The sequence below is a fragment of the Agrobacterium sp. DE0009 genome (assembly GCF_007680755.1).
GTDB lineage: Bacteria > Pseudomonadota > Alphaproteobacteria > Rhizobiales > Rhizobiaceae > Agrobacterium > Agrobacterium tumefaciens_B.
The window spans coordinates 106,609-120,607 of record NZ_VEIU01000006.1 but is presented as its reverse complement, the minus strand read 5'-3'; the positions used below and the strand labels follow the sequence as shown (position 1 = coordinate 120,607).

Below are 13,999 nucleotides of genomic sequence, written 5' to 3'. Positions count from 1 at the left end.
TTCCCATTTGTCGCTACGCCCTTTTTTATGGCGTTTGTTGCCGTCTACATCGCTAGTTTGGCACTTTCGGCGCGCGGGATACGCCGAATTGGATCAGCTGAACGGCAGAATATTGCGAATAAGTGGGGCGTTGCGACATTTCCAGAGGGCGCCGCAACGCTGCTTGCTTTCGCCTCAGGCCATGGCTGCGCGTACGGCCGGGTCTTCAAGCGTCTGGTCCAGTGTCTTGCGCGTCCGCTCAATGATGGCGTCAATATCGCTATCGGTGCAGCAAAGCGGCGGCGCATAGCCGAGGATGCCATTCGCGAAGGCCCGCACGATGAGGCCGTTTTCCCACGCGCGGTCGAAAACTTTTCGCGCGGGGGCAGCCGCGGCCGGCAAAGGAGTCTTCCTGTCCTTGTCGGTCACGAGTTCGATGGCGGCAAGCATGCCACGGCCGCGCACGTCGCCCACCAGCGGGTGGCTTCTCAAGCCCTCAAGTCCGGCCATCAATCGCGCACCGGCGCGACGGCCATTCTCCAGCAGTCCGCCTTCGTAAAGTTTCAGCACTTCCAGACCGACAGCCGCGCTGACGGGGTGGGCGGAATAAGTATATCCGTGCCCGATGGCAGCCTCGCCAGCAAAGTCGGCTATTGTATCATAAACGTGGTCGGCCATGAAGACGGCGCCCATAGGCACATAGCCTGACGTGAGGCCTTTGGCTGTCGTGATGAAATCAGGCACGATGTCCTCGTCGGCACACGCAAAAAGCGGTCCTGTACGACCGAAGCCGGTGATGACTTCATCGGCGACGAAAAGAATGCCATAGGAGCGGCAGAGTTCGCGCATAGCCTTGATCCATCCCGGCGGTGGCACCAGAACGCCGCCCGAGCCCTGAATGGGTTCTGCGTAAAAGGCGGCGACACGATCCGGGCCGATGGACTCGATCTTTTCTTTCAGGATTTGCAGGGAGGAGGCGATGATGGCCGCCGGATCGCTGCCAACAGGGTTGCGGTAGGCATAGTGCGACGGAATTTTGTGCTGCCAGTCGTATGGCACGCCGAAGCCGGCGTGGAACGCGGGCAGGGCCGTCAAGCCTGAGCCGGCCGTGGTGGAGCCGTGATACCCCTGTTCGATGGAAATGAACTGGTCGCGCTGCGGCTCCCCTTTCGCGTGCCAGTAATAACGGATGAACCTGATGGTGCTGTCCACCGCGTCGGACCCGCCAAGCGTGAAGTAGACGTGGTTGAGATCACCGGGTGCGCGATCGGCAAGCTCAGAGGCCAGCCGGATTGCGGGTTCGCTGCCGATATCGAAATAGGCCGTCGCATAGGGCAATTCCCGCATCTGCCTTGCCGCCGCCTCAACGATGCTGTCGTGTCCGTAACCGGCATTGACACACCATAGCCCTGCAAAGCCGTCGATCAGCTGATGACCTGTCATGTCGGTGACGGTGGCGCCTTTCGCCGATTGGAGCACCCGCACGCCAAGCTTTTCATGGCCGCGGAAGGACGAGACCGGATGCACCAGATGGGCGCGGTCCAGTTCGATCAGTGAATTGCTTAGCATGTGTCTCTCCCGGTTCAGCCCAGCGCCTGGCTGGTCAATGCGAATGTTTTCAATCTCTTTTCAGCAGGTAGTTCGGTCGTTGACCGGCGCATGGCAATGCCGCCGCCGACATGGGCAAGGCCCTGTTCGGCAAGCCACGAACCGAGCCCAGCCTTTACGGTTGTATCCACACGCAGGAATGCGCCAGGGCGTTCCGACATCGCGAATGCAATCAAATCTTTTGCAATTTCAATGTCTTCGGCCACGACCGGACCGATGACTTCGCCGCGACCGAAGGTACGCATTGCCGCAAATCCCTGAATGACGCCTTCGCTCTTCACCGTCGCGAAACGTGCCCTTTGCGCAAGTGCCGCAAAAAGCGGTGTCCGATCTGCGCCGAAAGCCTCTGCATCAAGTGTCGCAAGTTCGGCCGCGTCGATGTTTGGCGCCCAGGCTACATTTTCCGGTTTGGTGGGGGTCTTCGGAATTCCCTGATGCTGAACCACCTGACCCCAGGCGACGAATCCCAGTTTTTCATAAAGCGGCAGCCCATCTGCAGTGGCGACCAGACGGCATTCACGATCGTCGGCGGCGTCGAGCGCCGCATCCATCAATTTGCGTCCAAGGCCGCGGCCGCGCATGCTTTCATCCACGATCACCATGTTGACGGTGGCGCAGCGTTCTCCGAGCAGCGTTGCCATCGCCGTTCCGACGACGCGCCCGTCGTCAACGGCAACGAAACCTTTGCTGATGGAAAGGACCATCGCCCAATCCTCTTTCCGGTGCGGCCATCCGGCCTGGCGGGAAAGTTCAACGGCCGCATCAAGATGGTCCGCTTGAAAAGGTTGGATATCGATCAGGCTTGCCTGCATGTCGGAACTCCGTTTTTCTGCTCATTCATTGATAGACTGATGCCGGAAGAAGATTGTCCCGACAAATGGGAAGGTTCGATATGTTTCGCTGTTGCTTTTATCCGCCGCCGCATCTTATGCCGCGTCCACGTCGCGCCGGCCGGGAAGGTAGAAAGGGGAGAAAGCAGCTGGCCCGCCCCCGCGCAACTCTCTGCCAAACCGGCGGCTGCATACGCAACAATCTGCTTCCATTAGCGTCAATTGCGGTGCGCCGATCAGCCAAAGGCCTCTATGATCTGGTTATTGCAGCCACCACCAATCCCCAAGCAAGGATGACGACGAGATGACCACCTTCCGCCCGAAATACATCACTTTCGATTGCCACGGCACGCTCATTCATTTCCAGATGGCAGAGGCTGCCCGCGATCTCTACGGTGATCGTCTGGGAGAGGCGGAGATGGAAGAGTTCATCAGGAATTTTTCCGCCTATCGACTGGACGAGGTCATGCATGACTGGAAACCTTATGCAGACGTCGTTCACAACGCCCTGTCGCGCACCTGCAAGCGCAATGGTGTAGCCTTCAAGGATGAAGATGCAGCAATGGTCTATGAGCGCGTTCCGACATGGGGGCCGCATGCGGACGTTCCGGCGGGTCTTTCCAAGGTCGCCAAGGAAATCCCACTCGTCATTCTGTCCAACGCCATGAACTCGCAGATCATGTCGAATGTCGCCAAACTCGGAGCACCGTTTCATGCGGTCTATACGGCCGAGCAGGCGCAAGCCTATAAGCCGCATTTCAAGGCTTTCGAATATATGTTCGACATGCTCGGCTGCGGTCCGGAGGAAATCCTGCACGTTTCGTCCTCGTTCCGTTACGATCTGATGTCCGCGCATGATCTCGGCATCAAGAACAAGGTCTGGGTCAACCGTGGCCATGAACCTGCAAATCCCTATTACGGTTATACGGAAATTTCAGATATTTCCGGTCTCGCGGGCGTCGTCGGACTATAAGAGAGGACATTGATCATGAAGCTCGTCTCCTATTGGCACGACACGGCGCCGCTGTTTGCTGGAGCGGCGCAAGGTCCTGTCGAAGGCCATTATGATGTGGCCGTCATTGGTGGCGGCTTCACGGGTCTCGGTGCTGCGCGCCAGCTTGCAAAAGCCGGTGCGCGCGTCGTCGTTCTGGAAGGGCAGCGCGTCGGCTGGGGTGCTTCGGGTCGCAACGGTGGCCATCTGAACAATGGCCTTGCCCATTCCTACCTCTCTGCCAAGGCAGAACTCGGCAAGGAGCGCGCCATCGCGCTCTATCAGGCGCTCGATGCCTCCATCGATACGCTGGAAAGCCTCATCGCCGAGGAAAATATCGACTGCAATTTCCGCCGGGCCGGCAAGCTCAAGATGGCATCGAAGCCCCAGCATTTCGAAGGCCTTGCCCGGAATTTCGAAGCCGTTCACGCCGAGGTGGATCCTGATACGGCGCTGTTGTCAGAGGCGGAACTGAAGGCGGAAATCGGCTCGCCATTTTATGGCGCCATGCTTTCGAAAAAGAGCGCCATGATGCATATGGGCCGTTATATCGCTGGCCTTGCGCAAGCCGCCAGCCGTCATGGCGCGGTAATTTTTGAAAACGCAGCCGTGACGAAACATGTCCAGAACGGCGGGAAGCATGAACTGGAGACCGCGCGTGGCAAGATGACGGCAGACAATGTTCTGGTCGCCACCGGCGCCTATACGCCCCCCGGCTTCGGTTATTTCCGCCGGCGCATCATCGCCGTTGGCAGCTTCATCATCGCCACGCGGCCGCTGACGAATGCCGAAATCAAAGCCTCGGTTCCCGGCAACCGCACCTACGTCAACACCATGAATATCGGCAATTATTTCCGTCTTGCGCCGGACAATCGTTTGATTTTCGGGGGTCGCGCCCGTTTTTCGGCGACATCCGATCAGCGTTCCGATACCAAGAGCGGCGCGATCCTGCAGGAAAGCCTGCACCGCATCTTCCCGCAACTCGCCCATGTACCAATCGATTATTGCTGGGGCGGACTGGTGGACATGACCAAGGACCGTTACCCGCGCGCCGGTTTCCATGACGGCGTCTGGTACGCCATGGGCTATTCCGGCCATGGCGCGCAACTCTCGACGCATCTCGGCATGATCATGGCCGACGCCATTCTCGGACGTCCGGACAACAATCCGCTGAAGGGCCTGGACTGGCCAGCGGTGCCCGGGCACTTCGGAAAACCGTGGTTTTTGCCGCTGGTGGGCTTTTATTACAAGATGCTGGACAAGTTTCAGTAAAACGCGGCAATTGGGACCTGAGCCCCATCGGGCCCGCGCTGAATTCGGCGGAGAGTTTGAGCGGAGCAGGTCGGACCGGCGGCAGTACCTAAATCGTTCTTTAGGAAATCGGCGTGCCTTGCAGCAGGTAACGCACGTCGCGAACCGGCGGCGATTTGCGGAAGCGGGCGGTTTTGTCGCTCCAGATGCCGCGCGCAATGGCGGGCAGGGCTGGCAGTCGTGAAAGGGCGTGGCTCAGCGCGCCGCCCATGCCGCTTTCTTTCTTTGCATCCAGAAAATGACGAAGCTCGAATTTGGCGCGGATATGTTTTTCATGTTCGCGCAGGATCGCGGTTTCCTCTGGAGACAAGCGGCAGCTGGCGAGAATGGCCCTGTCGGCTTCATAGAGAAGGCGAAGATCTTCGGTGCGGTGTCTGCCACTCAGCGAGTTGCCCCGCACGATTGCGCCGTAACCACAATGGCGGATGACCTTGTATCGCGCACCGGCCGCAAGCGCGCGGACATAAAGTTCGTAATCCTCGCCAAGCCGAAGGGCCTCGTCATAACGCAGCGCATGTTTGTCGAGGAAGGCGCGGCGGATCACGGGTTTCAGAAAGCCGGTCTCCCCGCGCTCCACACCGGGTCTTGAGATATTGCCTTCGACGAATTCAACGAGCGACAGAAATCCGGCCTGCGGCTCGAACCGGGCCGGTTGCATGGAAGATGCGCCTGGAAAGGATTGTTGGATAAAGGCGATGTTATCGGCCACAAGATCCCAGTCGTCATCGGCCAGCATGGCGGCGAAGCGACCTCGGAAAAAGAAGTCATCCGCGTCGAGAATGCTGATCAGCGGTGCAGATGAAATTGAAATCGCGTGATTGCGCGCGGCCGAAGGGCCACGATTGACGTCGAAACGTACGACCCGAAGACGGGCCGTAGCGTCGTCCGCTCTGTGAGCCACATCGCTTGTCTTATCCGTAGAGCCATCGTCGATCACCACGACTTCTCCGACCTCCGGTTCCGCAAGCGCGGAGCGGATGGCGATGTCGATCGTGTCAGACGCATTTTTCGCAGCGATGATGACGCAAATGGGCTGTGAACCGCTCACCATGTGTTGTCCTTCTGCCTTGAACACCGTCAGGATATGGCCAGCAGAAAGTGTCAGGCGTATGGATGCAAGCGATTTTTTGCGGCGCAACAAAATAAGCGGCGCGTAATCTCACATATCGGAGAGTTTGGCTCCATGCGGCGGCGCGCTCTTGGCCGTGTCAACCGCAATGATATCGGCATTGCGGTCGCGCAAAAAGGTCTCACGCATTCTGCGCTTTTCGCGGGCAACGAGAACGAGAATCCCGATAAAATAGCCAATTTGGAGGATGACGGCGCAGACGAGTGTCTGAATGAAGGCCGTGTAGAACGACCCGTGGATGAAATATGTCGCGATGGCAAAGGCAAGCAAGGCACCAATCATGCTGAAAAAGACACGAGGTGCATACATGTTGCTCTCCTCCCGAGAACGATTTCTCCGCTCTTGACTGCTCTGCTGCATTTTTCTTCTTTGAAGGAAATATACGATGAGACCGGTGCTGTTTCAACACACATATACTTCTTCTAGGGGTTGCAGCATGAAATTTCGGTAATCTTGATTGGTAAATTCCTTGGTAATCGTGGAATTTTTCGATCGAGCCCGTTTCCACCGGCCGTCCTTGCGTCTGAGACAGCTAAAATACGTCTTAAGCGGCCAATTGCAGGGGGCCTTCGCGTTCTGCAGACTTCGTTAACCATCTCGCCTTTAAAAAGCCGGTATTGATTCCTCGAAGACCAGGGTGACCGCGTGACAACGAGTTCAGAAGTAATCGCCTTCCCGGCAAAAAACCGTATTGCCGACGTCAAACGCTGCGCGACGATGCTCGATCGGCTGCATGGCGCGGAGGCAAACGACTTCTGGCGCACGGAGTGCCGCAGCCTGGCCGCCCGCCTGACTGCCCTTGGCTATGACGATGCTGCTATGCGGCGGGAGGTCATGGAGTTTCAAAATGCCGTTCAGGCAGAATTGTGGTCGAGCGATGCTGCGCCGGAGGCGCGCCGCGACAGCCACTAAAGGCTTTCAATCCGTGATGCATAAAGCCGACGGGTAATGCACCTGCCGGCTTTTTGCTGGTCTCTTAAAAACTCAGGAAGCGCCGGCAGCGCCGCGTGTGCGGGCAACGCCGTCAAGTGCGGGTTTGTATTTCGGATCAAGCCTTGCCGCATGCGCGTAGGACTTGGCAGCCTTGGCCATTTCACCACGTCGCTCGTAGACTAGCGCCTGGTTTGCCCAGGATTCCGCAACATTGCCATCAAGCGAGATCGCGTGGTTGAAGTCGGCAAACGCGTTTTCGTCGTCGTTGAGCGCGACGTAGGAAAGTCCGCGGCCGTTATAGGGCTCAGGCGACGTCGATGAAAGCGAGATGGCCTTGGAGAAATCTTCAATGGCCTGCGCATGCTGGTTGCGCAGCTGGTAGATCAGGCCCCGATTGTGCCAGGCGCGGCCGTCAGTGGTTTCCAGCTCGATGGCGCGGGAAAAGTCATTGAAAGCTTCGTTCACACGGCCCGACTGACGATAGAGATTACCGCGGCCGATCAGCGCCACATCATAGCTCGGGTTGATCTGCAGGGCGGCATTGTAATCCTGCAGGGCCTGCTGTTGCTGGCCGCTGTTGCGATACACCAGTGCGCGGTTGGCATAGGCCTGGTAAAAGCGAGGGTTCAGCTGCAGCGCCCTGTTGAAATCTTCAATGGCGCGGCGCGAATCGCCAGCCCGGCCATAAGCCGAGCCACGCACATTGTAGCCCTCCGGATCCTGCGGATTGGCGTTGATGACCGACGTGAGAGATGCGATATTTTCCTGGGAGCCCTGCGCGCGGTCGATCCGGAACACATCGTCCGTCTGGTTGGATGTCGCGCAGCCGGAAAGACCCGCAAGCACGGTGCAGACCACAAGAGAAGCGCGAAACCCTCTGTTGCTCATTAACGGTATCCGGCGCTTGGAGGCATCGGACATTTTCACAACACAGGCGTCGACAGCGATCATTCGATGTGGGTTCCCTCGCAGGCCGGTCTCATGAACATTCTCCGACCACAAACACAAAGAGCGGTGACGAACTGATCGCCCCCGCCCAACAAGCATTCAAAAACGTCCAAAAGACGGCCTGTTAACGACCTGCGCGGGCGCCAGCGACCAAACCTTCGCGCTGTGCACGCTTGCGCGCAAGCTTACGGACGCGGCGAACGGCTTCGGCCTTTTCGCGGACGCGCTTCTCGGAGGGCTTTTCGAAGAAATCGCGCATTTTCATTTCACGGAAAATGCCTTCGCGCTGCATCTTTTTCTTCAGGGCGCGGAGCGCCTGATCAACGTTATTGTCGCGGACTAGTACCTGCACGTGTATCCTGTTCCTTTAATTTTGCTGTCTTGCTGGGCGAATAAAGGTATTCGCACGCAAATAAAATTCGTTCATCCGGCCGTAAGGCGGGGCGATTGATCGCGTGGAATATCAGATCATTGGCAACAAGTCCAGCCGCAGACGGATAATCCGCCTGTAAAACGCCTCCAGCAGACGATTCCTGTCGCGATGTCGAAACAAAATCATTGCGGCGTCGCAAAATGGATATTGCCTCCCATCCCGATTTGCCATGTGTAATGATATGGACCGGGACGATGTTGCCGGTCTCTTGCCGGTTCTTAAGGAGCAGACCGAGAATGCGCAAATATTCCGTTTTTGCCGTGGCGCGTGAGGCGCTCAGGGGTCATAAAGGGTGGGATGCGCAATGGGCCTCACCCGAGCCGCGCAAGGACTATGATGTCATCATCATTGGTGGCGGCGGTCACGGTCTGGGTGCTGCATATTATCTTGCCAAGGAACACGGCATTACCAATGTCGCAGTTCTCGAAAAAGGCTGGCTCGGCGGCGGCAATACCGGCCGCAACACCACCATTATCCGCTCCAACTATCTCTATGAAGAGAGCATGGATATTTACGAGCACTCCCTGAAGCTTTGGGAAGGCTTGAGCCAGGATCTCAATTACAACGTCATGTATTCGGCGCGCGGCGTGATGATGCTGTCGCACAATATCCATGATCGGCAGTCCTTCAGCCGCCATATCAATGCCAACAGACTCTATGGCATCGACAATGAGTGGCTGACGCCGGAGCAGGCAAAGGCGTATTGTCCGCCGCTCGATATATCAGGCAATGCGCGTTATCCGATCAACGGCGCTGCCCTTCAGCGTCGCGGCGGCACCGCGCGCCACGATGCAGTGGCATGGGGTTATGCGCGGGCCGCTTCCGATCGCGGTGTGCACATCATCCAGAATTGCGAGGTCACGGGCATTCGCCGCGGGCCGGACGGAGCGGTGACGGGTGTGGAGACCAATCGTGGTTTCATCGGCGCCAAGAAAATCGGCGTTTCCGCCGCCGGCCATTCGTCCGTGATCATGAAGATGGCTGACGTGCGTGTTCCGCTGCACTCAAACCCGCTGCAGGCGCTGGTGTCGGAACCGTTAAAGCCGATCTTCCCCTGTGTCGTCATGTCCAACACAGTTCATGCCTATATTTCGCAATCCGACAAGGGCGAGTTGGTCATCGGTGCCGGTACCGACCAGTATAATTCCTATTCGCAGACCGGTGGTCTGCAGATCATCACCCATACGCTGGACGCCATCTGCGAGCTGTTCCCGATCTTCCGGCGCGTGAAAATGATGCGCCAATGGGGCGGCATTACCGATAACACACCCGATCGGTCCGCCATCCAAAGCGTGACACCGGTGCAAAACCTCTTCGTCAATTGCGGTTGGGGTACGGGCGGCTTCAAGGCGACGCCGGGTTCGGCCAATCTCTTCGCGCATCTCATCGCCCGCGGTGAACCGCATCGTCTGGCGGCTGGCCTGACGCTCGACCGGTTCCGCACAGGCCGGCTGATCGATGAGGCTGCTGCTGCGGCGGTGGCGCATTGATGCTGGCGGCGGCCATGCTTGCGATCAACGTCTCCGGCGCGGCCGACGTCGTGCCTGCCGGCAGCGTCATTCCCGATGCAAAGGATTTCCGCAGCCAGAAAATCCAGAAGATGCAGGGCGAGAAAGACTGGCCCTTCATGGCGGAAAAAGGCCTGCTTCTGTGTGCTCCAAGCCTCGCGAACAAGATGGTCTATTTTGTCGGCGAGAAGGAGGATGGCGAGCAGGACTATCCCTTCGCGATCGATACCGACATGATGGCGGTTGCCATCGTCAATATGGGCCGGGCCTCGGCGCTGCGCCCCTTCGATAATTTCGAGCAGCTTTTAAAGCGGCTTTCCCCCTTCGTAGCCATGGGGAAGCGGCTGTGTGACCAACCCGCCGGAACAGCGCTTCCGGAAAATTCTCTCTAGGTGGAGCGACGATGCTTCTGATCCATTGCCCCTATTGCGGGGAAGACCGTTCCGAACTGGAATTCCGCTGGGCGGGCGAAGCCCATATAGCGCGGCCGGAAAACATCGCCGATATCTCCGACGAGGCCTTCGCGGAGTATTTCTTCATTCGCGACAATGACAAGGGCCTCGTTTTCGAACGCTGGCGGCACATTCATGGTTGCGGCCGCTTCTTCAACGCCGCCCGCGATTCGGTGAGCGACAAATTCCTGATGACCTATAAGGCGGGTGAACCGAAACCCGATGCCGAAACGGTCCTTTCCGCAGAAAAGGGAGCCGGGCAATGAGCGGCGATTATCGTATCAAGGGTGCGGGCCGTCTTACTCCGGCGAGAACCGCGCGCTTTACATTCGACGGCAAGATTTATCCGGCACTGGAGGGTGATACCGTCGCCTCCGCGCTGCTGGCCAATGGCGTGCATCTGATCGGCCGCTCATTCAAATATCACCGCCCGCGCGGTTTCCTCTCCGCCGGGCCGGAGGAGCCGAATGCGCTGATCGACGTGTCGCGCGACAGCCTGCGCAAGCAGCCCAACGTGCGCGCCACGGTGCAGGAAGTGTTCGACGGCGCGATCATCGCCTCGCAGAACCGTTTCCCGTCGCTTTCCTTCGATCTCAGCGCCGTCAATGACCTCCTGTCGCCGATGTTTGCCGCTGGTTTCTACTACAAGACGTTCATGTGGCCGAAGGCCGCCTGGCACAAGATTTACGAACCGCTGATCCGCCGAGCCGCCGGTCTTGGCAAGGCGCCGAGCGAACCTGATGCCGATCATTATTCCGGCCGCTATGCCCATTGCGACGTGCTCGTCGCCGGTGCAGGCCTCGCCGGCCTGACGGCGGCGCTGTCGGCGGCAAAAGCCGGTGCCAGCGTCATTCTGGTGGATGAGAATGCCGAGGTCGGCGGTGCGTTGCGCTTCGACAATGGCGCGGTGATCGATGGTCTGCCAGGTTACGAATGGGCGCAGAAGGTTCTTGCCGAATTGCAATCCATGCCCAACGTCCGGGTTCTGACCCGCACGACCGCCTTTGGATATTACAACCACAATTTCGTCGCGCTCGCCGAACGCGTCACCGATCATCTCGCGACACCGGCCAAACACCAGCCGCGCGAGCGCCTCTGGCAGGTCCGCGCCAAAAAGGTCGTGCTGGCGGCCGGTGCGATCGAGCGCCATATGGTCTTCGCCAATAATGACCGGCCCGGCATCATGCTGGCTTCAGCGGCCCGTATTTATCTCAACCATTACGGTGTTGCTGTAGGGCATAATGTCGGTGTCTACACGGCGCATGATTCGGCCTATGAGACGGCCTTCGATCTGAAGAAGGCCGGGGTGAAGATCGCCGCCATCGTTGATTGCCGTGAGAACCCGGATCTGCGTCTGCTGGATGAGGCCCGGGCGCTCGGCATCGAAGTGCTGGCGGGTCACAGCGTTTACAACACCGCTGGCCGCCTGCGCGTATCCTCGATGACCGTTGGTCGAAATGGTGGCTCCAACAAACGCAAGATTGCCATCGATGCGCTTGTCGTTTCCGCCGGCTGGACACCGTCGGTGCATCTTTTCTCCCAGTCGCGCGGCAAACTGAAATTCGACGCGGCGAACCAGCGCTTCCTGCCTGACATCCATGTCCAGAACTGCGTCTCCATCGGCGCCTGCAAGGGCACGGATGATCTTGCCGCGATCATTGCCGAAGCCGCAGCGGCCGGCGGCGGTTCGGTCACGTTTTCGGGCGAGAATGCTCGGGCCTGGACCGGCGGCATGATCGGTGCGGCGGAAGGTGCTGGCGAGGGAACCGGAGTCAAGGCGTTCATCGATTTCCAACACGATGTATGCGCCAAAGATATCCGCCTTGCGGTGCGCGAGGGCATGCATTCGGTCGAGCATATCAAGCGCTTCACCACCAATGGCATGGCGTCCGATCAGGGCAAGATGTCGAACATGCATGGCCTCGCCATCGCATCGGAAGCGCTGGGCCGGGACTTGCCCAAGGTCGGTCTCACCACCTTCCGCCAGCCCTATACGCCGGTTACCTTCGGCACGCTCATCAATCATTCGCGTGGTGCGCTGTTTGATCCGGCGCGCAAGACACCGATGCATGAGGAAGAACTCGCGGCCGGTGCGGTGTTCGAAGATGTCGGCAACTGGAAACGCGCCTGGTTCTTCCCGCGTGCAGGCGAGGACATGCATGAGGCGATCAACCGCGAATGCAAGACGGTGCGTGACAGCGTCGGCGTGTTCGATGCCTCCACGCTGGGCAAGATCGAGGTGGTTGGCCCGGATGCGGCGAAGTTCCTGAACCTCATCTACACCAATGCCTGGGACACGCTGAAGCCCGGTCGCTGCCGTTACGGCATCATGACCCGCGAAGACGGCTTCGTTTACGATGACGGTGTCGTCGGGCGTCTGGCCGAGGACCGCTTCCATGTGACGACGACCACGGGCGGTGCGCCGCGCGTTCTCCAGCACATGGAAGATTATCTCCAGACCGAATTTCCGGATCTCGATGTCTGGCTCACGTCGGCCACCGAACAGTGGGCTGTCATTGCCGTGCAGGGACCGAAAGCGCGGGAGGTGATCGCACCTTTCGTCGAGGGCATCGACATTTCGCCCGAGGCTTTCCCGCATATGGCCGTGGCCGAGGGCAAGTTCTGCGGCGTGCCGACGCGGCTTTTCCGCGTCTCCTTCACCGGTGAACTCGGTTTCGAAATCAATGTGCCTGCCGATTATGGCGCAGCTGTCTGGTCCGCGATCCGCGACCGGGCGGAAGCCGTTGGCGGCTGCCTCTATGGCACCGAGACGATGCACATCCTGCGTGCCGAAAAGGGCTATATCATCGTCGGTCAGGACACGGATGGCACGGTGACGCCTGACGATGCCGGGCTTGCCTGGGCCGTCTCCAAGAAGAAGACGGATTTCGTCGGCATTCGCGGTCTGAAACGCATCGATCTTACGCGGAGCGGCCGCAAGCAGCTCGTCGGTCTGAAGACGAAGGACCGGCTGACCGTACCGGACGAGGGCGGTCAGATCGTCGCCGATCCGAACCAGCCAAAGCCGATGACCATGCTCGGCCATGTGACCTCGGCCTACTGGTCGGAAAATCTTGGCCATTCCATTGCTTTCGCCCTGGTGGCGGATGGCAGGGCGCGCATGCGCGAAACGCTCTACATCCCGCTTGCCGATAAAACCATTGCCGTCGAAGTGACCGACATGGTCTTCCTCGACAAGGAAGGAGCCCGTCTCAATGGCTGATATGCTGCACGCAAAACGCAAATCCGTACTTGAGGATTTTCACGGCGGCTCGCCCTTCGTGTCTCTGAAGCCAGCGGCTTCAGCCTCGCGGTTGGCATTGCGCGCACGGGAAAGCGCCATCCCTGCCTTGTCAGAAGCGCTTGGTCTTGCCCTGCCGGTGAGGCCGAAAACATCTGTCACCTCGGGCCTGCGCTCCGCCCTGTGGCTGGGGCCGGATGAATGGCTGGTGATTGATCAGGGCGAAAGCGACCTGTTGGCGGCGCTTGCCGATGTGTCCGGTCTGTTCTCGGCAACGGACGTTTCCCATCGCAACAACGCCATCATCGTGTCGGGTGCGGGCGCTGAAGCTGCGCTAAATGCCGGCTGCCCGCAAGATTTGTCGCTAGCAAGCTTCCCGATCGGCGCCTGCTCACGCACCGTGTTCGGTAAGGCGGAAGTTGTGCTGCTGCGCACGGCAGATGACACGTTCCGGGTGGAGTGCTGGCGTTCTTTCGCGACCTATGTCGGCGGTTTGTTGCAGGAAGCGGCGCAGGATGTGATGATATAAAATGTTGAAGAAAAGGGCGCCAAGGATCTACCCGAAAACGCCCTGGAGCATTTCCAGACGAAGCGTGTTCGCTTCGGCGTCGGACAATGGGGCAAAGCGAAAGGGAT

Annotated in this window: 14 protein-coding genes; 8 read left to right on the top strand and 6 right to left on the bottom strand. The window is 58.9% G+C overall.

All coding sequences use genetic code 11. From position 1 onward, the window contains the following. Positions 1 to 174 precede the first annotated feature (174 nt). Together FS804_RS19400 and FS804_RS19395 are read right to left on the bottom strand one after the other, a co-directional pair. Positions 175 to 1,548: an aspartate aminotransferase family protein gene (locus FS804_RS19400; RefSeq protein ID WP_144578540.1), complete on the bottom strand. Its 1,374-nt coding sequence runs from the start codon at positions 1,546 to 1,548 to the stop codon at positions 175 to 177. Positions 1,549 to 1,562: 14 nt separating this feature from the next. Continuing rightward, complete coding sequence (locus FS804_RS19395; RefSeq protein WP_144578539.1) at positions 1,563 to 2,399, bottom strand: GNAT family N-acetyltransferase; 837 nt, start codon at positions 2,397 to 2,399, stop codon at positions 1,563 to 1,565. A gap of 322 nt (positions 2,400 to 2,721) precedes the next feature. On the opposite strand from FS804_RS19395, the gene FS804_RS19390 reads away from it, so the two are divergent. Together FS804_RS19390 and FS804_RS19385 are read left to right on the top strand one after the other, a co-directional pair. Continuing rightward, entirely contained in the window at positions 2,722 to 3,390 is a 669-nt protein-coding gene (locus FS804_RS19390) for a haloacid dehalogenase type II (protein ID WP_144578538.1), read from the top strand. Between the two features lie 15 nt (positions 3,391 to 3,405). Continuing rightward, positions 3,406 to 4,680, top strand: coding sequence for an FAD-binding oxidoreductase (locus FS804_RS19385; protein ID WP_144578537.1), 1,275 nt, complete (start codon positions 3,406 to 3,408; stop codon positions 4,678 to 4,680). 100 nt (positions 4,681 to 4,780) lie between these two features. Here the strand turns inward: FS804_RS19385 and FS804_RS19380 are convergent, their stop codons facing one another. Both FS804_RS19380 and FS804_RS19375 read right to left on the bottom strand, forming a co-directional pair. Then, positions 4,781 to 5,770 (bottom strand): glycosyltransferase family 2 protein, encoded by a 990-nt coding sequence (locus FS804_RS19380; RefSeq protein WP_144578536.1) that lies wholly within the window; start codon positions 5,768 to 5,770, stop codon positions 4,781 to 4,783. 108 nt (positions 5,771 to 5,878) lie between these two features. Beyond that, a complete protein-coding gene (locus FS804_RS19375) occupies positions 5,879 to 6,157 on the bottom strand; it encodes an exopolysaccharide production repressor protein (RefSeq protein ID WP_144578535.1) in 279 nt (92 codons plus the stop codon). A gap of 336 nt (positions 6,158 to 6,493) precedes the next feature. Between FS804_RS19375 and FS804_RS19370 the strand changes: the two genes are divergently transcribed. Next, entirely contained in the window at positions 6,494 to 6,760 is a 267-nt protein-coding gene (locus tag FS804_RS19370) for a DUF6074 family protein (RefSeq protein ID WP_063947153.1), read from the top strand. 72 nt (positions 6,761 to 6,832) lie between these two features. Here FS804_RS19370 and FS804_RS19365 read toward each other — a convergent pair whose 3' ends face one another. Both FS804_RS19365 and rpsU read right to left on the bottom strand, forming a co-directional pair. Continuing rightward, the gene (locus tag FS804_RS19365; RefSeq protein ID WP_144578534.1) at positions 6,833 to 7,732 is read right to left on the bottom strand and encodes a tetratricopeptide repeat protein; all 900 of its coding nucleotides are present in this window, start codon (positions 7,730 to 7,732) and stop codon (positions 6,833 to 6,835) included. Between the two features lie 121 nt (positions 7,733 to 7,853). Beyond that, positions 7,854 to 8,081 carry a 30S ribosomal protein S21 gene (rpsU, locus tag FS804_RS19360; RefSeq protein ID WP_063947155.1) on the bottom strand — a complete coding sequence of 76 codons (228 nt, stop codon included), beginning with the start codon at positions 8,079 to 8,081 and terminating at the stop codon, positions 7,854 to 7,856. A 317-nt stretch (positions 8,082 to 8,398) separates the two neighbouring features. On the opposite strand from rpsU, the gene FS804_RS19350 reads away from it, so the two are divergent. Genes FS804_RS19350 through FS804_RS19330 form a run of 5 tightly spaced genes read left to right on the top strand, consistent with a single transcriptional unit; the run spans position 8,399 to position 13,892 of the window. After that, positions 8,399 to 9,652: a sarcosine oxidase subunit beta family protein gene (locus FS804_RS19350; RefSeq protein ID WP_059756984.1), complete on the top strand. Its 1,254-nt coding sequence runs from the start codon at positions 8,399 to 8,401 to the stop codon at positions 9,650 to 9,652. Next, positions 9,652 to 10,062 carry a hypothetical protein gene (locus FS804_RS19345; protein WP_186376910.1) on the top strand — a complete coding sequence of 137 codons (411 nt, stop codon included), beginning with the start codon at positions 9,652 to 9,654 and terminating at the stop codon, positions 10,060 to 10,062. The genes FS804_RS19350 and FS804_RS19345 overlap by 1 nt, the downstream gene beginning before the upstream one ends. An 11-nt stretch (positions 10,063 to 10,073) precedes the next feature. Next, positions 10,074 to 10,388 (top strand): sarcosine oxidase subunit delta, encoded by a 315-nt coding sequence (locus tag FS804_RS19340; RefSeq protein ID WP_144578533.1) that lies wholly within the window; start codon positions 10,074 to 10,076, stop codon positions 10,386 to 10,388. Then, entirely contained in the window at positions 10,385 to 13,345 is a 2,961-nt protein-coding gene (locus tag FS804_RS19335; RefSeq protein WP_144578532.1) for a sarcosine oxidase subunit alpha, read from the top strand. The genes FS804_RS19340 and FS804_RS19335 overlap by 4 nt, the downstream gene beginning before the upstream one ends. Then, a complete protein-coding gene (locus FS804_RS19330; protein WP_144578531.1) occupies positions 13,338 to 13,892 on the top strand; it encodes a sarcosine oxidase subunit gamma in 555 nt (184 codons plus the stop codon). The genes FS804_RS19335 and FS804_RS19330 overlap by 8 nt, the downstream gene beginning before the upstream one ends. The last annotated feature ends 107 nt before the right edge of the window (positions 13,893 to 13,999 follow it).